Annotated in this window: 19 protein-coding genes; 16 read left to right on the top strand and 3 right to left on the bottom strand. The window is 42.9% G+C overall.

Translation table 11 applies throughout. The features are described 5' to 3' along the window. Window positions 1-10: 10 nt before the first annotated feature. From mapZ to tig, 13 genes are all read left to right on the top strand, one after another. Window positions 11-1420, top strand: coding sequence for a cell division site-positioning protein MapZ (gene mapZ / locus OCF95_RS05420; protein ID WP_261105038.1), 1410 nt, complete (start codon window positions 11-13; stop codon window positions 1418-1420). A gap of 75 nt (window positions 1421-1495) precedes the next feature. Beyond that, window positions 1496-2920, top strand: coding sequence for an NADP-dependent phosphogluconate dehydrogenase (gene gndA / locus OCF95_RS05415; RefSeq protein WP_000158778.1), 1425 nt, complete (start codon window positions 1496-1498; stop codon window positions 2918-2920). An 11-nt stretch (window positions 2921-2931) separates the two neighbouring features. Further along, the gene (locus OCF95_RS05410; protein ID WP_023946594.1) at window positions 2932-3621 is read left to right on the top strand and encodes a response regulator transcription factor; all 690 of its coding nucleotides are present in this window, start codon (window positions 2932-2934) and stop codon (window positions 3619-3621) included. Window positions 3622-3706: 85 nt separating this feature from the next. Further along, the gene (locus OCF95_RS05405) at window positions 3707-4648 is read left to right on the top strand and encodes an N-acetylmuramoyl-L-alanine amidase family protein (protein ID WP_261105037.1); all 942 of its coding nucleotides are present in this window, start codon (window positions 3707-3709) and stop codon (window positions 4646-4648) included. A gap of 122 nt (window positions 4649-4770) precedes the next feature. After that, window positions 4771-5649, top strand: coding sequence for a mevalonate kinase (gene mvk / locus OCF95_RS05400; protein ID WP_261105036.1), 879 nt, complete (start codon window positions 4771-4773; stop codon window positions 5647-5649). Next, complete coding sequence (gene mvaD / locus OCF95_RS05395; RefSeq protein WP_247932569.1) at window positions 5631-6584, top strand: diphosphomevalonate decarboxylase; 954 nt, start codon at window positions 5631-5633, stop codon at window positions 6582-6584. The genes mvk and mvaD overlap by 19 nt, the downstream gene beginning before the upstream one ends. Beyond that, window positions 6571-7578: a phosphomevalonate kinase gene (locus OCF95_RS05390; RefSeq protein WP_261105035.1), complete on the top strand. Its 1008-nt coding sequence runs from the start codon at window positions 6571-6573 to the stop codon at window positions 7576-7578. Before mvaD ends, OCF95_RS05390 begins: the two co-directional genes overlap by 14 nt. Continuing rightward, window positions 7562-8572 (top strand): type 2 isopentenyl-diphosphate Delta-isomerase, encoded by a 1011-nt coding sequence (gene fni / locus OCF95_RS05385; RefSeq protein WP_261105034.1) that lies wholly within the window; start codon window positions 7562-7564, stop codon window positions 8570-8572. Before OCF95_RS05390 ends, fni begins: the two co-directional genes overlap by 17 nt. Window positions 8573-8648: 76 nt before the next feature. Then, a complete protein-coding gene (gene liaF / locus OCF95_RS05380; protein WP_001224652.1) occupies window positions 8649-9347 on the top strand; it encodes a cell wall-active antibiotics response protein LiaF in 699 nt (232 codons plus the stop codon). Continuing rightward, window positions 9344-10339, top strand: a complete 996-nt coding sequence (locus OCF95_RS05375; protein ID WP_261105033.1) for an envelope stress sensor histidine kinase LiaS — start codon at window positions 9344-9346, stop codon at window positions 10337-10339. Before liaF ends, OCF95_RS05375 begins: the two co-directional genes overlap by 4 nt. A gap of 13 nt (window positions 10340-10352) precedes the next feature. Next, window positions 10353-10985 (top strand): response regulator transcription factor, encoded by a 633-nt coding sequence (locus OCF95_RS05370; RefSeq protein WP_049502071.1) that lies wholly within the window; start codon window positions 10353-10355, stop codon window positions 10983-10985. Next, entirely contained in the window at window positions 10986-11642 is a 657-nt protein-coding gene (locus tag OCF95_RS05365) for a DNA alkylation repair protein (protein WP_049502070.1), read from the top strand. A gap of 92 nt (window positions 11643-11734) precedes the next feature. Continuing rightward, complete coding sequence (gene tig, locus OCF95_RS05360; RefSeq protein WP_049502069.1) at window positions 11735-13018, top strand: trigger factor; 1284 nt, start codon at window positions 11735-11737, stop codon at window positions 13016-13018. 47 nt (window positions 13019-13065) lie between these two features. Here the strand turns inward: tig and recD2 are convergent, their stop codons facing one another. The 3 genes from recD2 to rnhC all read right to left on the bottom strand — a co-directional run bounded on the left by recD2 (window position 13066) and on the right by rnhC (window position 17165). Continuing rightward, window positions 13066-15432 (bottom strand): SF1B family DNA helicase RecD2, encoded by a 2367-nt coding sequence (gene recD2, locus OCF95_RS05355; RefSeq protein ID WP_261078187.1) that lies wholly within the window; start codon window positions 15430-15432, stop codon window positions 13066-13068. 233 nt (window positions 15433-15665) lie between these two features. After that, window positions 15666-16280 (bottom strand): signal peptidase I, encoded by a 615-nt coding sequence (lepB, locus tag OCF95_RS05350; protein WP_004245100.1) that lies wholly within the window; start codon window positions 16278-16280, stop codon window positions 15666-15668. A 3-nt stretch (window positions 16281-16283) separates the two neighbouring features. After that, window positions 16284-17165, bottom strand: coding sequence for a ribonuclease HIII (gene rnhC, locus OCF95_RS05345; protein ID WP_261105032.1), 882 nt, complete (start codon window positions 17163-17165; stop codon window positions 16284-16286). A gap of 93 nt (window positions 17166-17258) precedes the next feature. Here rnhC and zapA point away from each other — a divergent pair, with 93 nt between their 5' ends. From zapA to OCF95_RS05330, 3 genes are all read left to right on the top strand, one after another. Further along, entirely contained in the window at window positions 17259-17561 is a 303-nt protein-coding gene (gene zapA, locus OCF95_RS05340) for a cell division protein ZapA (RefSeq protein ID WP_000002019.1), read from the top strand. Then, the gene (locus OCF95_RS05335; RefSeq protein ID WP_049493013.1) at window positions 17558-18106 is read left to right on the top strand and encodes a CvpA family protein; all 549 of its coding nucleotides are present in this window, start codon (window positions 17558-17560) and stop codon (window positions 18104-18106) included. Before zapA ends, OCF95_RS05335 begins: the two co-directional genes overlap by 4 nt. Before the next feature lie 102 nt (window positions 18107-18208). Further along, a complete protein-coding gene (locus OCF95_RS05330; protein ID WP_261105031.1) occupies window positions 18209-20545 on the top strand; it encodes an endonuclease MutS2 in 2337 nt (778 codons plus the stop codon). The last annotated feature ends 133 nt before the right edge of the window (window positions 20546-20678 follow it).

The following is a 20678-nucleotide window of genomic DNA, read 5'->3' as shown; positions in this document are numbered from 1 at the left end:
AGGAAAACTCATGAGTAAGAAAAGACGGAATCGTCATAAAGCAGAACATCAAGAAGCGCAATTTGATTTTGATGAAGCCAAAGAGCTAACAGTTGGAGAAGCTATGCGAAAAAATGAAGAGGTGGAAGCAGGTGTATTGCCTGGAGATTCTATCTTGGACAAGTATGTGAAACAACATAAAGATGAAATTGAAGCAGATAAGTTTGAAACACGTCAGTTTAGCAAGGATGATCTAGTTGAAAAAGAAGAGGTAGAGGAGACTCAGACTCTGGATAATTTGCTTCAAGAGCTTCGTGAGGAAACGGGAGTAACTTCTCCAGTTCCAGAAGATGAATTGAGTCAGTTTGATGATTTAGAATTAACACGAGTTTCAGAAGCTCCTCTTGTCGAAGAATTTGAGAAGGAAGAGGTACCATTAGTTGGAACGGAAGAGGCTCTCACGCGTTCTCGAGTCACAGATAGTGAAGATGGAAACAGTAAGAAGAAATGGGTGCTTTACGGTATTCTAGCAGCCTTAGTGGTTCTTATCCTTGGAACTGGTTATTATGTTTATCGTCAAGTGGCTCGTTCGACCAAGGAAATCCAAACTTCTCAATCAACTACAAATACGCAGTCAGATGCGGAAGAATTCAATAATTTATATGATGCCTTCTATACAGATAGCAACAAAACGGCTCTGAAGAATAGCCAGTTTGATAAACTGAGTCAACTGAAAACCTTGCTTGATAAGCTAGAAGGTAGTCGTGAATATACGCTTGCAAAATCTAAGTATGATAGCCTAGCAACTCAAATCAAGGCCATTCAAGATGTCAATGCTCAATTTGAGAAACCAGCTATTATGGATGGTGTCTTGGATACTAACGCTAAAGCTAAATCAGATGCTAAATTTACAGATATTAAAACTGGAAATACGGAGCTTGATAAAGTTCTAGATAAGGCTATCAGCCTTGGTAAGAGCCAGCAAACAAGTGCTTCAAGCTCAAGTTCAAGTGAAACTAGCAGCTCAAGCTCTAGTCAAGCAAGCGAAAATACTGCTAGTGAGACAAGTCCAAGTAGCTCAAATACTGCATCAACTGAAACTAGAAGTACCCGCAGTGAAGTCAATATGGGTGTATCAAGTGCAGGAGTTGCTGTTCAAAGAAGTGCGAGTCGTGTTTCTTATAACCAGTCTGCTATTGATGATAGCAATAATTCTGCCTGGGATTTCGCGGATGGTGTCTTAGAACAAATTCTAGCGACTTCACGTTCACGTGGTTATATCACTGGTAACCAATATATCCTTGAACGTGTTAATATCGTTAATGGCAATGGTTATTACAACCTCTACAAGCCAGATGGAACCTATCTCTTTACCCTTAACTGTAAGACAGGATACTTTGTTGGAAATGGTTCTGGACATGCGGATGACTTGGACTACTAAGCAGTCGTTACAAAATTCTTTCTTTTCAAAAGTAAAAATGATAAAATAAAACAAATTAAACAAGAGGAGTGTCAAATGACAAAAGCTAACTTTGGTGTTGTTGGTATGGCCGTAATGGGTCGTAACCTTGCCCTTAATATTGAATCTCGTGGTTACACAGTTGCTATTTACAACCGTAGTAAAGAAAAAACTGAAGATGTAATTGCTTGCCATCCTGAAAAGAACTTTGTACCAAGCTATGACGTTGAAAGTTTTGTAAACTCAATCGAAAAACCTCGTCGTATCATGCTCATGGTTCAAGCTGGACCTGGTACAGATGCTACAATTCAAGCCCTTCTTCCACACCTTGACAAGGGTGATATCTTGATCGACGGAGGAAACACTTTCTACAAAGATACAATCCGTCGTAATGAAGAATTGGCAAACTCAGGTATCAACTTTATCGGTACTGGGGTTTCTGGTGGTGAAAAAGGTGCCCTTGAAGGTCCTTCTATCATGCCTGGTGGACAAAAAGAGGCCTACGAATTGGTTGCGGATGTTCTTGAAGAAATCTCAGCTAAAGCACCAGAAGATGGCAAACCATGTGTGACTTACATCGGTCCTGATGGAGCTGGTCACTATGTGAAAATGGTTCACAACGGTATCGAGTATGGTGATATGCAATTGATCGCAGAAAGCTATGACTTGATGCAACACCTGTTGGGCCTTTCTGCAGAAGATATGGCTGAAATCTTTACTGAGTGGAACAAGGGTGAATTGGACAGCTACTTGATTGAAATCACAGCTGATATCTTGAGTCGTAAAGACGATGAAGGCCAAGACGGACCAATCGTAGACTACATCCTTGACGCTGCAGGCAACAAGGGAACTGGTAAATGGACTAGCCAATCATCACTTGACCTTGGTGTGCCATTGTCACTCATCACTGAGTCAGTATTTGCACGTTACATCTCTACTTACAAAGAAGAACGTGTGCATGCAAGCAAGGTTCTTCCAAAACCAGCTGCCTTCAAATTTGAAGGAGACAAGGCTGAGTTGATTGAAAAGATCCGTCAAGCCCTTTACTTCTCAAAAATCATTTCATACGCACAAGGTTTTGCGCAATTGCGTGTAGCTTCTAAAGAAAACAACTGGAACTTGCCATTTGCAGATATCGCATCTATCTGGCGTGATGGCTGTATCATCCGTTCTCGTTTCTTGCAAAAGATTACAGATGCTTACAACCGTGATGCAGACCTTGCTAACCTTCTTTTAGATGAATACTTCTTGGATGTCACTGCTAAGTACCAACAAGCAGTGCGTGATATCGTAGCTCTTGCTGTTCAAGCTGGTGTACCAGTACCAACCTTCTCAGCAGCTATTACTTACTTTGATAGCTACCGTTCAGCTGACCTTCCAGCTAACTTGATCCAAGCGCAACGTGACTACTTTGGTGCCCACACTTACCAACGTAAAGACAAAGAAGGAACATTCCACTACTCTTGGTATGACGAAAAATAAGTAGGTCTGCCATGGGGAAACGGATTTTATTACTTGAGAAAGAACGAAATCTAGCTCATTTTTTAAGTTTGGAACTCCAAAAAGAGCAATACCGAGTTGATCAGGTTGAGGAGGGGCAAAAAGCCCTCTTCATGGCTCTTCAGACAGACTATGACTTGATTTTATTGAATGCTCGTCTGGGGGATATGACAGCCCAGGATTTTGCAGATAAGCTGAGTCGTACTAAGCCAGCCTCAGTCATCATGGTCTTGGACCATCGTGAAGAATTGCAAGATCAGATTGAGACAATCCAACGCTTTGCCGTTTCTTACATCTATAAACCAGTTATTATTGAGAATCTGGTAGCTCGTATTTCAGCGATTTTCCGTGGTCGGGACTTCATCGACCAACACTGTAGTCAGATGAAGGTTCCAACGTCTTACCGTAATCTGCGTATGGATGTAGAACATCATACCGTTTATCGTGGCGAGGAGATGATTGCTCTGACCCGTCGTGAGTATGACCTTTTGGCTACTCTTATGGGAAGCAAGAAAGTTCTGACTCGTGAGCAGTTGTTGGAAAGTGTCTGGAAGTATGAAAGTGCGACCGAAACAAATATCGTGGATGTCTATATCCGTTATCTACGTAGCAAGCTTGATGTAAAAGGTCAAAAAAGCTACATTAAAACAGTACGTGGTGTTGGTTACACCATGCAAGAATAAAGAGCAGTTGCAGTTATGTAACTGCTTTTTATATGTTGACATGCGATTTTGTATTTGCTACAATCAGCTATGGAGGATAGGTCTAATGAAAATAATAAAAAAATTGATGCAAATTGCATTAGCAGTCTTTTTCTTCGGTTTGTTAGCAACAAGTGCAGTATTGGCGGATGATGCTGATTTAGAAGGTTGGAAATTTGTCCAAGAAAATGGTAGAACTTACTACAAGAAGGGTGAAATCAAAGAAAAGGCTTGGCGAGTGATTGATGGCAAGACCTATTATTTTGATCATGTATCAGGAGAAATGGTTGTCGGCTGGCAATATATCCCGTTTCCATCTAAAGGTAGTACAATTGGTCCTTACCCAAATGGTTTAAGATTAGAATCTATGCCAATGCCACAATGGTATTACTTTGGTCAAGATGGGGTTCTTCAAGAATTTGTTGGCAAGCAAGTTTTAGAGGCAAAAACTGCTACAAATACCAACAAACATCATGGGGAACAATATGATAGTCCAGCAGAGAAACGAGTCTATTATTTTGAAGATCAACGTAGTTATCACACTTTAAAAACTGGTTGGGTTCATGATGAGGGACACTGGTATTATTTACAGAAGGATAGTGGCTTCGATGCTCGTATCGACAGTTTGATGGTTGGAGAGCTAGTGCGTGGTTGGACCAATGATAACTCAACTTGGTACTATCTAGATCCAATAACAGCTACAATGCAAACTGGTTGGAAACAACTTGGCAATAAGTGGTACTACTTCCGTTCATCAGGTGCAATGGCAACTGGCTGGTATCAAGAAGGCTCAAATTGGTATTATTTAGACCAGTCAAATGGTGATATGAAAATTGGCTGGCAATACCTCGGTAACAAGTGGTACTATCTCCGTTCATCAGGAGCTATGGCAACTGGCTGGTTCCAGGTCGGTAGTAAATGGTACTATGCTTATAGCTCAGGTGCTTTAGCAGTGAATACGACCGTAGATGGCTATTCTGTCAATTATAATGGCGAATGGGTTCAATAATGAAAGAGGCGATTGTGAAGGAAACAATCGCTTTTTTTGTGAAAATATAATAAAATAGATTGGAGAGAATAAATACTTGTATGAAAAAATGAGACGGCTTTTTCGTCTAGTAAAAGGAAAAAATGACAAAAAATATTGGTGTCGGTCAGGCACATAGTAAGATTATTTTAATAGGGGAGCATGCAGTCGTTTACGGTTATCCGGCTATTTCCCTGCCTCTTTTGGAGGTGGAGGTGACTTGTAAGGTAGTTCCTGCAGCGAGTCCTTGGCGTCTTTATGAGGAGGATACCTTGTCCATGGCGGTGTATGCCTCACTGGAGTATTTGGATATCACAGAAGCCTGCATTCGCTGTGAGATTGACTCAGCTATCCCTGAGAAGCGGGGAATGGGTTCGTCAGCAGCTATCAGCATAGCGGCCATTCGTGCGGTATTTGACTACTATCAGGCAGAACTGCCTCATGATGTACTAGAAGTCTTGGTCAATCGGGCTGAAATGATTGCCCATATGAATCCTAGTGGTTTGGATGCTAAGACCTGTCTCAGTGACCAGCCTATTCGATTTATTAAGAATGTAGGATTTACAGAGCTTGAGATGGATTTATCTGCCTATTTGGTGATTGCCGATACGGGTGTTTATGGCCATACTCGTGAAGCTATTCAAGTGGTTCAAAACAAGGGCAAGGATGCCCTACCGTTTTTGCATGCTTTGGGCGAATTGACCCAGCAGGCAGAAGATGCGATTTCACAAAAAGATGCTGAAGGATTGGGACAAATCCTCAGTCAAGCGCATTTACATTTAAAAGAAATTGGAGTCAGTAGCTCTGAGTCAGACTCTTTGGTTGAAACGGCTCTTAGCCATGGTGCTCTGGGGGCCAAGATGAGTGGTGGTGGGCTTGGAGGCTGTATCATAGCCTTGGCAACCAATTTGACTCAAGCTCAAGAACTAGCAGAAAGATTAGAAGAGAAAGGAGCTGTTCAGACATGGATAGAGAGCCTGTAACAGTACGTTCCTACGCAAATATTGCTATTATCAAATATTGGGGAAAGAAAAAAGAAAAGGAGATGGTGCCTGCTACTAGCAGTATTTCTCTGACTTTGGAAAACATGTACACAGAGACGACCTTGTCGCCTCTACCGACGGATGCGACTGCTGATGCCTTTTATATCAATGGTCAGCTACAAAATGAGGCTGAGCATGCCAAGATGAGTAAGATTATTGACCGCTACCGTCCAGATGGTGAGGGTTTTGTTCGTATTGACACTCAAAACAATATGCCTACCGCAGCGGGCTTGTCATCAAGTTCCAGTGGTTTGTCCGCCCTGGTCAAGGCTTGTAATGCTTATTTCAAGCTTGGATTGACTCGGAGCCAGTTGGCACAGGAGGCTAAGTTTGCCTCAGGCTCTTCCTCTCGGAGTTTTTATGGACCACTAGGTGCTTGGGATAAGGATAGCGGAGAAATTTACCCTGTAGAGACAGACTTGAAACTAGCTATGATTATGTTGGTGCTAGAGGACAAGAAAAAACCAATTTCTAGCCGTGACGGGATGAAACTCTGTGTGGAAACTTCGACGACTTTTGACGACTGGGTTCGTCAGTCTGAGAAGGATTATCAGGATATGCTGCTTTATCTCAAGGAAAATGACTTTGCTAAGGTTGGGGAATTAACGGAGAAAAATGCTCTGGCTATGCACGCTACGACCAAAACAGCATCACCAGCCTTTTCTTATCTGACGGATGCAAGCTATGAAGCCATGGACTTTGTCCGCCAGCTTCGTGAGCAAGGAGAAGCTTGCTACTTTACCATGGATGCTGGTCCCAATGTCAAGGTTCTCTGTCAGGAGAAAGACTTGGAGCATTTATCAGAAATCTTCGGTCAACGTTATCGCTTGATTGTGTCAAAAACAAAGGATTTGAGCCAAGATGATTGCTGTTAAAACTTGCGGAAAACTCTATTGGGCAGGCGAATATGCTATTTTAGAGCCAGGGCAGTTAGCCTTGATAAAGGCCATTCCTATCTATATGAAGGGCGAGATTGCTTTTTCTGATAGTTACCGTATCTACTCAGATATGTTTGATTTCGCAGTGGATTTGACGCCGAATCCTGACTACAGCTTGATTCAAGAAACGATTGCTTTAGTGGAAGATTTCCTGATTTATCGAGGTCAAACTTTAAAACCTTTTTCTCTAGAAATCCGAGGAAAAATGGAAAGAGAAGGGAAAAAGTTTGGTCTAGGTTCTAGCGGTAGCGTCGTTGTCTTGGTTGTCAAGGCTTTACTGGCTCTGTATAAGCTTTCGGTTGATCAGGAGCTCTTGTTCAAGCTGGCTAGCGCGGTCTTGCTCAAGCGCGGAGACAATGGTTCTATGGGGGACCTTGCCTGTATTGTGGCAGAGGAATTGGTTCTTTACCAGTCATTTGATCGCCAGAAGGTGGCTGCTTGGTTGGAAGAAGAAAACTTAGCGACTGTTTTAGAGCGTGATTGGGGCTTTTCAATTTCGCAAGTGGAACCAACTTTAGAATGTGATTTCCTAGTGGGATGGACCAAGGAAGTGGCTGTATCGAGTCACATGGTCCAGCAAGTCAAGCAAAATATCAATCAGAATTTTTTAAGTTCCTCAAAAGAAACGGTGGTTTCTTTGGTAGAAGCCTTGGAACAGGGGAAATCAGAAAAAATTATCGAGCAAGTAGAAGTGGCCAGCAAGCTCTTAGAAGGCTTGAGCGCAGATATTTACACGCCTTCGCTTAGACAGTTGAAAGAAGCCAGTCAAGATTTGCAGGCTGTTGCTAAGAGTAGTGGCGCTGGTGGTGGTGATTGTGGTATTGCCTTGAGTTTTGATGAGCAATCAACTGAAACCCTAAAAAACCGTTGGGCCGATCTGGGGATTGAGCTCTTATACCAAGAAAGGATAGGACATGACGACAAATCGTAAGGATGAGCACATCCGCTATGCCCTTGAGCAGAAAAGTTCCTATAATAGCTTTGATGAGGTGGAGTTGATTCATTCTTCCTTGCCTCTTTACGACCTGGATGAAGTCGATCTGTCGACAGAGTTTGCTGGACGAAAGTGGGATTTTCCTTTCTATATCAATGCCATGACGGGTGGGAGTGAAAAAGGTAAAGAAATCAATCAAAAACTAGCTCAGGTGGCGGACGCCTGTGGGATTTTGTTTGTGACGGGATCTTATAGCGCAGCCCTCAAAGATTCAACAGATGACTCTTTTTCTGTCAAGTCTAGCCATCCAAATCTCCTCCTTGGAACCAATATTGGATTGGACAAGCCTGTCGAGTTAGGTCTTCAGACTGTAGAAGAAATGAATCCTCTTCTCCTACAAGTGCATGTCAATGTCATGCAGGAATTACTCATGCCAGAGGGAGAAAGAACGTTTAGAAGCTGGCAATCGCATCTAGCAGATTATAGCAAGCAAATTCCTGTTCCGATTGTCCTCAAGGAAGTGGGCTTTGGAATGGATGCCAAGACCATCGAGAGAGCCTATGAATTGGGCGTTCGAACCTTTGACCTATCAGGTCGTGGCGGTACCAGCTTTGCCTATATTGAAAACCGTCGCAGTGGTCAGCGTGATTATCTCAATCAATGGGGCCAGTCTACCATGCAGGCCCTTATCAATGCCCAAGACTGGAAAGACAAGGTCGAACTCTTGGTCAGTGGAGGCGTTCGGAATCCGCTGGATATGATTAAGTGTTTGGTCTTTGGTGCCAAGGCTGTAGGCCTGTCTCGAACAGTTCTGGAATTGGTTGAAACCTATTCAGTTGAAGAAGTGATCGGGATTATCCAAGGCTGGAAAGCAGATCTACGCTTGATCATGTGTGCCCTTAATTGTGCCACCATAGCAGATTTGCAAAAAGTAGACTATCTTCTTTATGGAAAATTAAAAGAAGCAAAGGATCAGATGAAAAAGGCGTAACCATCGCCTTTTTTCCATCCTCAGACCGAGGTGACTTTTTTGAATTGTGATAAAATAGAAGGGAGAGGATGAACCTATGAGAAAATTTAAAATCTTTTTATTTATCGAAGCCTGTCTGTTGACGGGAGCTCTGATTTTGATGGTATCAGAGCATTTTTCGCGTTTTCTGCTGATTCTATTCCTCTTTTTGCTTTTGATTCGCTATTACACTGGTAAAGAGGGCAATAACCTTCTTTTAGTAGTGGCAACCATTCTCTTCTTTTTCATCGTCATGCTCAATCCTTTTGTGATTCTAGCTATTTTTGTTGCGGTCATCTATAGCCTCTTTCTTCTTTATCCGATGATGAACCAGGAAAAAGAGCAGACCAATTTGGTTTTTGAAGAGGTCGTGACGGTTAAGAAGGAGAAAAATCGTTGGTTTGGGAATCTCCATCATTTTTCAAGCTACCAGACTTGCCAGTTTGATGATATCAATCTCTTTCGTCTCATGGGCAAGGACACCATTCATCTGGAGAGGGTCATCTTAACTAATCACGATAATGTCATTATCCTCAGAAAGATGGTAGGAACGACCAAAATCATCGTACCTGTAGATGTGGAAGTCAGTCTCAGCGTTAACTGTCTCTATGGTGATTTGACTTTTTTCAATCAGCCCAAGCGAGCCCTCCGCAATGAACACTATCATCAGGAAACAAGAGACTATCTTAAGAGTAACAAGAGTGTCAAGATTTTCTTGACCACTATGATTGGCGATGTGGAGGTGGTCAGAGGATGAAAAAACAAGCTTATATAATCATTGCTCTCACCTCCATCTTGTTTGTCTTATTTTTCTCCCACAGCTTGCTGGAAATCCTTGACTTTGACTGGTCTATTTTCTTGCATGATGTCGAAAAAACAGAAAAATTTATCTTTTTATTGTTGGTGTTCAGCATGTCCATGACCTGTCTCTTAGCCTTATTTTGGCGAGGTATTGAAGAACTTTCTCTAAGAAAAATGCAGACTAATCTCAAGCGTTTGTTGGCAGGGCAAGAAGTGGTTCAGGTTGCAGATCCAGATTTGGATGCCAGTTTCAAGTCCTTGTCAGGTAAACTTAACCTCTTGACAGAGGCTCTTCAAAAGGCTGAAAATCACAGCCTTTCTCGGGAAGAGGAAATCATCGAGAAAGAACGGAAGCGGATTGCTCGGGATTTGCATGATACAGTCAGTCAGGAGTTGTTTGCGGCCCACATGATTTTGTCAGGTATCAGCCAGCAGGCTTTGAAATTGGATAGAGAAAAGATGCAAATCCAGTTGCAGAGTGTCACAGCTATTTTAGAAACCGCCCAGAAGGATTTGCGGGTCTTGCTCTTGCATTTGCGACCAGTTGAACTGGAGCAGAAGAGTCTGGTTGAGGGAATCCAAATCCTCTTAAAAGAGCTTGAGGACAAGAGTGATCTCAAGGTTAGTTTCAAGCATAATGTAACGAAATTGCCTAAGAAAATCGAGGAGCATATCTTCCGCATCCTGCAAGAGTTGATCAGCAATACCCTCCGTCATGCCCAGGCCTCTTGTTTGGATGTCTATCTCTATCAGACGGATGTTGAATTGCAACTGAAGGTGGTGGACAATGGGATTGGTTTCCAGTTAGGGAGTTTAGATGACTTGAGTTATGGACTACGCAATATCAAGGAGCGGGTTGAAGATATTGCAGGGACGGTTCAGTTATTGACAGCTCCCAAGCAAGGGCTGGCAGTTGATATTCGTATTCCCCTGCTCGATAAGGAATGATAAAGGAGTAAAGATGAAAATTTTACTAGTAGATGACCACGAAATGGTTCGATTGGGCTTGAAAAGCTACTTTGACCTCCAAGATGATGTAGAAGTTGTGGGTGAGGCTACAAACGGATCTCAAGGCATTGACTTAGCCTTGGAATTGCGTCCAGATGTCATTGTCATGGATATTGTCATGCCTGAGATGAATGGGATTGACGCGACTCTAGCTATTCTCAAAGAATGGCCTGAAGCCAAAATTTTGATTGTGAGCTCTTATTTGGACAATGAAAAAATCATGCCCGTCTTAGATGCAGGTGCTCGTGGCTATATGCTTAAGACTTCTAGTGCCGACGAACTGCTCCATGCTGTCCGTAAGGTGGCTGCTGGGGAGTTGGCCATTGAGCAAGAGGTCAGCAAAAAAGTCGAATACCACCGCAATCACATAGAACTACATGAGGACCTGACTGCGCGTGAGCGAGATGTTCTCCAACTCATCGCCAAGGGCTACGAAAATCAGCGTATCGCAGATGAACTTTTTATCTCTCTCAAGACGGTCAAGACCCATGTGTCCAATATCCTAGCCAAACTTGAAGTCAGCGATCGTACCCAGGCTGCAGTCTATGCCTTTCAGCACCACTTGGTGGGGCATGAGGAGTTTTAGATGAGTCTAACAGATTTACTTGTTGAGCTAGAAGCAGCAAGAGATTCAAAAAATGCAGGGCCTATGGAAGCCTATATGCGCCCTCAATTTTTCTTCCTAGGTATTGCGGCTCCTGAAAGAAATGCACTCTATAAAAAATACTTTCCAAAAGCGAAAAAAACAAAGATTATCGACTGGAATTTTGTAGATACTTGCTGGAGAAAGGAGCCTAGAGAATACCAATATGTGGCTGCTAATTATTTGAAAGCAATGCAGTCTTATCTAACGGAGAACGATTTACCTAAGCTTGAGCGGTTAGTCGTCACAAAATCCTGGTGGGATACCGTAGATATCCTAGATCGAGTAGTAGGGAGTTTGGTGTATGACCACCCTGAACTAGAAGAAATAATCTTAAAATGGAGCCTATCAGACAATATCTGGCTGAGACGAGTCGCTATTGACCACCAGTTGTTAAGAAAAGAGAAGACCAATGTTCAATTACTGAAAAAGATTCTGCTTCATAATTTGAACCAAACAGAATTCTTTATCAATAAAGCCATTGGCTGGGCTCTAAGAGACTACTCCAAAACCAATCCAACTTGGGTAGCAGGCTTCATTGAGAAAAACAAGGAAAGAATGGCTGACCTTAGCATCAAAGAAGCGAGCAAGTCCCTCTAGAGTGATTGAAGAGCGCATTCATTACTTGAAAAAAGTCGTCCATTTATGTTATAATAGACTGTATTTAAAAAATTTTAAGGAGAAATGACAGAATGTCTGTATCATTTGAAAACAAAGAAACAAACCGTGGTGTCTTGACTTTCACTATCTCTCAAGACCAAATCAAACCAGAATTGGACCGTGTCTTCAACTCAGTGAAGAAATCTCTTAATGTTCCAGGTTTCCGTAAAGGTCACCTTCCACGCCCTATCTTCGACAAAAAATTTGGTGAAGAGTCACTTTACCAAGACGTTATGAACGCTCTTTTGCCAAATGCTTATGAAGCAGCTGTAAAAGAAGCTGGTCTTGAAGTGGTTGCTCAACCAAAAATTGACGTAACTTCAATGGAAAAAGGTCAAGACTGGGTTATCACTGCTGAAGTCGTTACAAAACCTGAAGTAAAATTGGGTGACTACAAAAACCTTGAAGTATCAGTAGATGTAGAAAAAGAAGTAACTGACGCTGACGTTGAAGAGCGTATCGAACGCGAACGCAACAACTTGGCTGAATTGGTTATCAAAGAAGCTGCTGCTGAAAACGGCGACACTGTTGTCATCGACTTCGTTGGTTCTATCGATGGTGTTGAATTTGATGGCGGAAAAGGTGAAAACTTCTCACTTGGACTTGGTTCAGGTCAATTCATCCCTGGTTTCGAAGACCAATTGGTAGGTCACTCAGCTGGTGAAACTGTTGATGTTATCGTAACATTCCCAGAAGACTACCAAGCAGAAGACCTTGCAGGTAAAGAAGCTAAATTCGTAACAACTATTCACGAAGTAAAAGCTAAAGAAGTTCCAGCTCTTGACGATGAGCTTGCAAAAGACATCGACGAAGAAGTTGAAACACTTGCTGAATTGAAAGAAAAATACCGCAAGGAATTGGCTGCTGCTAAAGAAGAAGCTTACAAAGATGCAGTAGAAGGTGCAGCAATCGATAAAGCTGTAGAAAACGCTGAAATCGTAGAACTTCCAGAAGAAATGATCCACGAAGAAGTTCACCGTTCAGTAAATGAATTCCTTGGAAACTTGCAACGTCAAGGTATCAACCCTGACATGTACTTCCAAATCACTGGAACTACTCAAGAAGACCTTCACAAACAATACGAGGGAGAAGCTGAGTCACGCACTAAGACTAACCTTGTTATCGAAGCAGTTGCCAAAGCTGAAGGATTTGACGCTTCAGAAGAAGAAATCCAAAAAGAAATCGAGCAATTGGCAGCAGACTACAACATGGAAGTTGCACAAGTTCAAAACTTGCTTTCAGCTGATATGTTGAAACATGATATCACAATCAAAAAAGCTGTTGAATTGATTACAAGCACAGCAACAGTTAAATAATCTTAATAAACAAAAATCCCACCTGAATTGGTGGGTTTTCTTATGCACTATTTTCCAAAAATCTCTTTGAGGTCTGCGTCTGTAATCCCAATCATGGCGGGGATGCTATCCCAGTTTTCTTCGGTCAGGATGTAGGATTGTTCAGAGGCGTTTGATGTGTCTGTTTCAGAGACAGCTGGTTGCTTTTCTTCAACATTCTCTAGTAGATCACTGAAATGTTCAATCAGATAGGTTTTTCGGGCAGTTCCGATGTGTTGGGTAGCATAGTCGAAGGCCTGTAATTCACCTAGTAAGATAAGCTTGCTTTTGGCGCGTGTAATGGCTGTATAGATGAGATTGCGCTCCAGCATACGCCTACTAGCACTGGTGATAGGTAGGATAACAACAGGGAACTCACTTCCCTGGGACTTATGGATACTCATGGCATAGGCCAGGCGAATCTTGTACCATTCGTTACGTGGGTAAGAGGCCTCGTTGCCATCAAAATCAATGACAATCTCATCTTGTTTCGACTCGGTGTATTTACCAGGAATCAGGTCTGTGATGGCTCCTAAATCTCCATTAAAGACATTGATTTCAGCATCGTTGACCAAATGAATGACCTTGTCACCCTTACGATAGTGGCACTGGGGAGCTTCAAAACTAAGTTGGTCTTTTTGTGGTGGATTGAGCAGGTCTTGCATGAGCTGGTTGATGGAATCAATCCCTGCAGTCCCTCGGTACATGGGAGCCAGAACCTGAATATCACGAGCAGGGATACCACTTCTAAGGGCAGCGCCTAAAATCTTTTCAATAGTAGCAGGGATATGACCACTAGCGATTTCAAAGTAGGAACGGTCTGCTTTTTTCTGGGTGAAATCAGCTGGCAAGATGCCCTGTCGAATTTGACTAGCTAGGGTGACGATGGTTGATTCTTCGCTTTGCCTGTAAATTTTTTCCAAGCGAGTCTGAGGAATCAAGGGAATATGAAGCAGATCCGCTAGAACCTGTCCAGGACTGACAGACGGTAGCTGATCGCTATCCCCCACGATGAGAATTTTACTGTTAGAAGAGATATTGGAGAAGAGTTGATTGGCCAGCCAAGTATCCACCATAGAAAATTCATCCACGATGATAAAGTCAGCATCTAGATAATCCTCCAGATGACTGGTATCATCGTCACCTGTCATTCCTAAATGACGGTGTATGGTCGCGCTAGGCAAACCTGTCAATTCATTCATGCGGCGAGCTGCTCGGCCAGTTGGAGCAGCAAGAAGAATAGGTAAGTTACTTTTTTTCCTGAGGTCAAGTCCTTCTAAGAGGGTATAAACAGCGATAATCCCATTGATAACAGTTGTTTTACCAGTACCAGGACCACCTGTCAGGATAAAGACCTTATTCTGGATAGCATCACAAATAGCTTGTTTTTGAATGCTATCATACTCAATCTCCAGATCTTCTTCGACAGTAGCGATATGTTTTTGAATGGTTTTTAAATCATGACTCTTCTGTTTTCCTTTTTCAAGGATACGGACCAAGTGACTGCGGATGCCTTCCTCAGCGAAAAAGAGGCTATTGTCAAAGATTTTGGTATCAATCTGCTGAACCTTGTCTTCTTCAATCAGGTAGGAGAGTTCTTGGGCCACTTGGCTGGGATCCAGTTCCACGGGGCGGGAAGACTCAAGGAGGGTAAGGGTTTGTTCCAGCAAATCCCGTGCTTCAACATAGGTGTCCCCTGTTTCCATACAGGCCTGAAAAAGACTATGTACTAGACCGGCGCGGAAGCGTTCAGGAGCCTGACTTTCGATACCTAGTTCTTCCGCTAATTGGTCAGCAATGGTAAAGCCCAAACCCTTGATATCCTCGACCAACTGGTAGGGATAATTTTCAACCACATCAAGGGTTTCTTCTTTGTAAAAGTCTTGAATCTGAAAGGCTAGTTTGTTGGGAATGCCGTAGTTGGCTAGTTTGGCCAAGATCATCTCCGTTCCGTAGTTGAGACGGAGAGTTGAGACGAAAGCCTCGCGATTTTTGGCAGATAGTCCTGCGATGCCTTCTAACTTTTCTGGGTGTTGCAGAATTTCGTCAATGGTATTGTCGCCATAGGTATCCACAATTTTCTGAGCTGTCTTGAGACCAATCCCCTTGAAATGGCTACTTGAAAAGTACTTGACCAAGCCCTTGCTAGTTGGTTTTGCGCGTTCATATCGGCTGATTTGCAGTTGTTCCCCATACTTGGAGTGCTGGACAATTTGTCCCCAAAAAGTATAGTCTTCTCCCTCAATCACATCAGCTATAGTGCCCGTGACAATGATTTCAAAATCATCAAAATTCTCTGCGTCTGTATCGTCGATTTCTAGGAGGAGGATACGATAAAAATTGCTGGGATTTTCAAAAATAATCCGTTCAATGGTTCCTGAAAAATAAACTTCCATAAGATTCCTTTGCATAAATAGGTGAGAGTTAATACTCTTCGAAAATCAAATTCAAACCACGTCAGCTTCGCCTTGCCGTACTCAAGTACAGCCTGCGGCTAGCTTCCTAGTTTGCTCTTTGATTTTCATTGAGTATAACTTTGTTTCTATCTTAATCAAACTGGATAGTGAATAATCACTTCTCACGATAGAAGAAGAGGCTGAGATTCTTGATTCTCGGCCTCTTAGGTTTCTTAAAATGTTCCGATACGGGTGATTGGCCAGAAGCGGAATTTAGCTTCCCCTGTGATATCTTTTGCTTTAAAAGTACCTACGTGACGACTGTCGCTCGAAACCAAGCGGTCGTCTCCGAGGAGAAGGTATTCTCCTTCTGGGACAGTAAAGCTAAAGTTGGTGTTGTAATTGACATCAACTGTGAAGGCTTGGGCTTTTTCAGCAATACTTCTAAAGAAAGTTCCTTTATTTCCTTCAAAACCCTTGCCTGAGTAAGTGCTTTGGAGTTTGTCATCCTTGAAACGTTTGATGTAGTCAGCTAGGTAAGGTTCGTCCGTCTCTTTGTCATTGATGTAAAGTTTATCGTTTTCGTAACGGATGGTGTCGCCAGGCATTCCGATGACACGCTTGACGATGTCCTTATTACCATCTTCCTCATGGGCAACCACGATATCAAAACGGTCAATAGGGAGGTGTTTGACAACAAAGAGGATTTCGCCATCCGCTAGGGTAGGATCCATGGAATGCCCTTCTACGCGAACATTGCTCCAAAAAAAGATACGACTTAAAGCTAGTAATGACAGAATTAGGAGGAACAATCCCCACTCTTTTAAGAAATTTTTAAATGAATTCATAACTTACCTTTCTAAGCGTTTTTTCGCTTTTTCAGTATTTTTAAAGTGCAGTTTGGCGCAGAAGTTGAGTCCCTGCATACCATAGGCTTGCAAAATCTGGCTAGCTACCTTGTCAGAAGCCGTTCCAGCTCCACTTGGAAGTTGATAGCCCAGTTCTCGTCCCAGATTTTCAAGATTTTCCAGAAAGAGATCACGCGCAATGACAGAAGAAACTGCGACAGCCAAGTATTTGCCCTCAGCCTTTTCTTCTAAGCTGATAGGATTGCTGAAACGATTGGCCTCTTGTGCCAAGTACTTGTCATAATTTTTAGCACTGGTAAAGGCATCAATCACAATTTTCTCAGGCTGAATGCCTTTTTGAAGAAGGAGATAGATAGCCTGGTTATGGAGGGCTACCTTAACAGAAACAGCGTTGTAGCGGTCTCCGATGACCTCGTTGTACTTGCTTGGTGAGAGAAGTAGTGCCTGGTGCTGGATTTTTTCTTTGAGGATAGGGGCAATCTGACGGATCTTTTGGTCGGTCAGAGTCTTAGAATCCCCCACACCTAGTTTTCGCAAGAAGGCATGCTGGTCAGGTGTGACAAAGGAAGCCACAACTGCAAGCCCACCAAAGTAGGAACCATTCCCTACCTCATCTGTCCCAATCAAAGGGAAATTTTGACCCCTGTTTTCCTCTAAAACCTGATAGCCAAAGAAACTAGCATATTTCTCGGCTCCTTCCCCCTGAAGCAAGACCTTTCCAGAAGTATAGATAGAAACGGTAGCTTGAGGTAGTCGTAAAAAGTAGCGAATATAGGGATTCTTGCTGGGAGCCAGACTAGTTTGATAGTGTTCAAGAAAAGCCTGAATCTCCTTTTCGCTTGGTGTGAGTGTTATACTTGCCATAGTTTCTATTGTACCATAAAAGCCAAAAGCCGGCAAATTTGTAAAAACTGACAAAGTTAGCGAATTTTGGTATAATATCGTGAGGTGAATTTTATGGCTAATCTAAATCGATTCAAATTTACATTCGGGAAAAAATCATTAACCTTGACAAGCGAACATGATAATCTCTTTATGGAGGAAATCGCTAAGGTTGCGACAGAAAAATACCAAGCAATTAAAGAACAAATGCCTAGTGCAGATGATGAAACGATTGCTCTTTTGTTGGCAGTCAACTGTTTGTCAACTCAGCTCAGCCGGGAGATTGAATTTGACGATAAGGAGCAAGAGTTAGAAGAACTCCGTCACAAGCTTGTGACTTGTAAGCAAGAGCAGAGCAAGATTGAGGATTCCTTATGATTTCACTCCTTCTTCTATTGGTCTTGGCTTGGGGATTCTATATCGGCTATCGGAGAGGCCTGCTCTTACAGGTTTATTACCTGATTTCAGCCATGGCTTCGGCTTTTGTGGCTGGCCAGTTTTACAAGGGGCTTGGTGAGCAGTTCCACTTATTGCTCCCTTATGCAAATCCGCAGGAAGGTCAGGGAACCTTCTTTTTCCCATCGGATCAACTTTTCCAGTTGGATAAGGTCTTTTACGCAGGTATCGGCTACTTGCTTGTATTTGGGATTGTCTATAGCATCGGTCGTTTGCTTGGTCTCTTGTTACACTTACTTCCTAGTAAAAAGCTGGGTGGCAAGTTGTTCCAAGTTTCAGCAGGTATCTTGTCCATGTTGGTGACCTTGTTTGTCTTGCAAATGGCCTTGACCATCTTGGCGACCATTCCCATGGCAGCTATACAAAATCCTCTTGAAAAGAGTATCGTCGCAAAACACATCATCCAGAGCATACCAGTAACAACCAGTTGGCTCAAACAAATCTGGGTGACAAATTTAATCGGATAAAAAGGGCAGGAATTTTCCTAGCCCTTTGTTTACAGATTGACTAGAATCTATCAGAATGTAAAAAGCTAACACACCTAGACATTCAAAGACAAGGAAATAAAGATGAATAAGAAAATATTAGAAACATTAGAGTTCAATAAGGTCAAGGCTTTGTTTGAACCCCATTTGTTGACCGAGCAGGGTTTGGAGCAATTGAGACAGCTGGCTCCGACTGCCAAAGCGGATAAAATCAAACAGGCTTTTGCTGAGATGAAGGAAATGCAGGCTCTTTTCGTCGAGCAACCGCATTTTACTATTCTTGCAACCAAGGAAATCGCAGGAGTCTGCAAGCGGTTGGAGATGGGAGCGGACCTCAATATCGAGGAGTTCCTACTCTTGAAGCGCGTACTTCTTGCTAGCCGAGAACTGCAAAGTTTTTATGCTAATCTGGAAAATGTCAGCTTGGAAGAATTAGCCCTTTGGTTTGAGAAATTACATGATTTTCCGCAATTACAAGGAAATCTCCAAGCCTTTAATGATGCAGGTTTCATTGAAAATTTTGCCAGTGAAGAATTGGCGCGCATCCGTCGAAAAATCCATGATAGCGAGAGTCAGGTACGCGATGTCTTGCAAGATTTGCTCAAGCAAAAAGCGCAGATGTTGACAGAAGGAATCGTTGCCAGTAGAAATGGCCGTCAGGTTCTACCTGTCAAAAACACCTACCGCAATAAGATTGCAGGTGTCGTTCATGATATTTCTGCTAGTGGAAATACCGTCTATATTGAACCCCGTGAGGTGGTCAAACTGAGCGAAGAAATTGCCAGTTTACGAGCAGATGAGCGCTATGAAATGCTTCGTATTCTCCAAGAAATTTCTGAGCGTGTTCGCCCTCATGCGGCTGAGATTGCCAATGATGCTTGGATTATCGGCCATCTGGACTTGATTCGTGCCAAGGTCCGCTTTATCCAAGAAAGGCAAGCAGTCGTTCCTCAGCTATCAGAAAATCAAGAGATTCAACTGCTCCATGTCTGCCATCCACTGGTCAAAAATGCCGTCGCAAATGATGTCCATTTTGGTCAAGATTTAACAGCCATTGTCATTACAGGTCCCAATACTGGTGGTAAGACCATCATGCTCAAAACCCTTGGCTTGACGCAGGTTATGGCTCAGTCTGGTTTGCCGATTTTAGCAGATAAGGGAAGTCGTGTTGGTATTTTTGAAGAAATCTTTGCTGATATTGGGGATGAGCAATCTATTGAACAGAGCTTGTCTACCTTCTCTAGCCACATGACTAATATCGTGGATATTCTTGGCAAGGTCAATCAGCATTCGCTCTTGCTCTTGGATGAGTTGGGGGCTGGTACGGATCCTCAAGAGGGAGCCGCCCTTGCCATGGCTATTCTGGAGGACCTTCGCCTGCGTCAAGTCAAGACCATGGCGACCACCCACTATCCAGAACTCAAGGCCTACGGTATTGAGACAGCCTTTGTGCAAAATGCCAGTATGGAGTTTGATACTGCAACTCTACGCCCGACCTATCGCTTTATGCAGGGTGTTCCTGGCCGAAGCAATGCCTTTGAAATTGCCAAACGTCTAGGTCTATCTGAGGTTATCGTAGGGGATGCCAGTCAGCAGGTTGATCAGGACAATGATGTCAACCGGATTATTGAGCAACTGGAAGAGCAGACGCTAGAGAGTCGCAAACGCTTGGACAATATCCGTGAGGTGGAGCAAGAAAATCTCAAGATGAATCGTGCTCTCAAAAAACTTTACAACGAGCTCAATCGTGAAAAGGAAACCGAACTTAATAAGGCGCGTGAACAAGCTAGTGAGATTGTAGACATGGCCCTAAGTGAAAGTGACCAGATTCTCAAAAATCTCCACAGTAAATCGCAACTCAAGCCCCATGAAATCATTGAAGCCAAGGCCAAACTGAAAAAATTGGCTCCTGAAAAAGTGGACTTGTCTAAAAACAAGGTCCTTCAAAAGGCCAAGAAAAAACGAGCACCAAAGGTGGGAGATGATATCGTGGTGCTCAGCTATGGTCAGCGAGGTACCTTGACCAGTCAACTCAAGGACGGCCGCTGGGAAGCCCAAGTTGGCTTGATTAAGATGACCTTAGAAGAGAAAGAATTTGACCTCGTTCAAGCCCAGCAAGAAAAGCAAGTCAAGAAGAAACAGGTCAATGTTGTGAAACGAACTTCTGGTCGAGGACCTCAAGCCAGACTGGACCTTCGAGGCAAGCGCTATGAAGAAGCCATGAATGAGCTAGATGCCTTTATCGACCAAGCCCTACTTAACAATATGGCTCAAGTTGATATCATCCATGGTATCGGAACAGGTGTCATCCGTGAAGGTGTCACCAAATACCTACAAAGAAACAAGCATGTCAAGAGTTTCGGCTATGCCCCACAAAATGCTGGGGGCAGTGGTGCGACTATTGTCACTTTTAAAGGATAGCAGTATTCTAGATTTTATAAAGTAAAAACTGTTGAACTCATTTTTACTAATAAACACATTGACAAAAGCCAACATTTTTTGTAAAATAAGAATCAATTAAATACCAACACCGAATGAAGTTTAATAGAAGTGG

Origin of the sequence: Streptococcus mitis, assembly GCF_946188615.1 — a bacterium.
Classification (GTDB): domain Bacteria; phylum Bacillota; class Bacilli; order Lactobacillales; family Streptococcaceae; genus Streptococcus; species Streptococcus mitis_BZ.
The sequence above is the reverse complement of the archived record's forward strand: the minus strand, read 5'-3'. Positions and strand labels throughout refer to the sequence as shown.

What these genes read in the sequence shown, in the direction of transcription:
- mapZ (WP_261105038.1), top strand. Translation starts at nt 11, where the DNA reads ATGAGTAAGAAAAGACGGAATCGTCATAAAGCAGAACATCAAGAAGCG.
- gndA (WP_000158778.1), top strand. Translation starts at nt 1,496, where the DNA reads ATGACAAAAGCTAACTTTGGTGTTGTTGGTATGGCCGTAATGGGTCGT.
- OCF95_RS05410 (WP_023946594.1), top strand. Translation starts at nt 2,932, where the DNA reads ATGGGGAAACGGATTTTATTACTTGAGAAAGAACGAAATCTAGCTCAT.
- OCF95_RS05405 (WP_261105037.1), top strand. Translation starts at nt 3,707, where the DNA reads ATGAAAATAATAAAAAAATTGATGCAAATTGCATTAGCAGTCTTTTTC.
- mvk (WP_261105036.1), top strand. Translation starts at nt 4,771, where the DNA reads ATGACAAAAAATATTGGTGTCGGTCAGGCACATAGTAAGATTATTTTA.
- mvaD (WP_247932569.1), top strand. Translation starts at nt 5,631, where the DNA reads ATGGATAGAGAGCCTGTAACAGTACGTTCCTACGCAAATATTGCTATT.
- OCF95_RS05390 (WP_261105035.1), top strand. Translation starts at nt 6,571, where the DNA reads ATGATTGCTGTTAAAACTTGCGGAAAACTCTATTGGGCAGGCGAATAT.
- fni (WP_261105034.1), top strand. Translation starts at nt 7,562, where the DNA reads ATGACGACAAATCGTAAGGATGAGCACATCCGCTATGCCCTTGAGCAG.
- liaF (WP_001224652.1), top strand. Translation starts at nt 8,649, where the DNA reads ATGAGAAAATTTAAAATCTTTTTATTTATCGAAGCCTGTCTGTTGACG.
- OCF95_RS05375 (WP_261105033.1), top strand. Translation starts at nt 9,344, where the DNA reads ATGAAAAAACAAGCTTATATAATCATTGCTCTCACCTCCATCTTGTTT.
- OCF95_RS05370 (WP_049502071.1), top strand. Translation starts at nt 10,353, where the DNA reads ATGAAAATTTTACTAGTAGATGACCACGAAATGGTTCGATTGGGCTTG.
- OCF95_RS05365 (WP_049502070.1), top strand. Translation starts at nt 10,986, where the DNA reads ATGAGTCTAACAGATTTACTTGTTGAGCTAGAAGCAGCAAGAGATTCA.
- tig (WP_049502069.1), top strand. Translation starts at nt 11,735, where the DNA reads ATGTCTGTATCATTTGAAAACAAAGAAACAAACCGTGGTGTCTTGACT.
- recD2 (WP_261078187.1), bottom strand. Translation starts at nt 15,432, where the DNA reads ATGGAAGTTTATTTTTCAGGAACCATTGAACGGATTATTTTTGAAAAT.
- lepB (WP_004245100.1), bottom strand. Translation starts at nt 16,280, where the DNA reads ATGAATTCATTTAAAAATTTCTTAAAAGAGTGGGGATTGTTCCTCCTA.
- rnhC (WP_261105032.1), bottom strand. Translation starts at nt 17,165, where the DNA reads ATGGCAAGTATAACACTCACACCAAGCGAAAAGGAGATTCAGGCTTTT.
- zapA (WP_000002019.1), top strand. Translation starts at nt 17,259, where the DNA reads ATGGCTAATCTAAATCGATTCAAATTTACATTCGGGAAAAAATCATTA.
- OCF95_RS05335 (WP_049493013.1), top strand. Translation starts at nt 17,558, where the DNA reads ATGATTTCACTCCTTCTTCTATTGGTCTTGGCTTGGGGATTCTATATC.
- OCF95_RS05330 (WP_261105031.1), top strand. Translation starts at nt 18,209, where the DNA reads ATGAATAAGAAAATATTAGAAACATTAGAGTTCAATAAGGTCAAGGCT.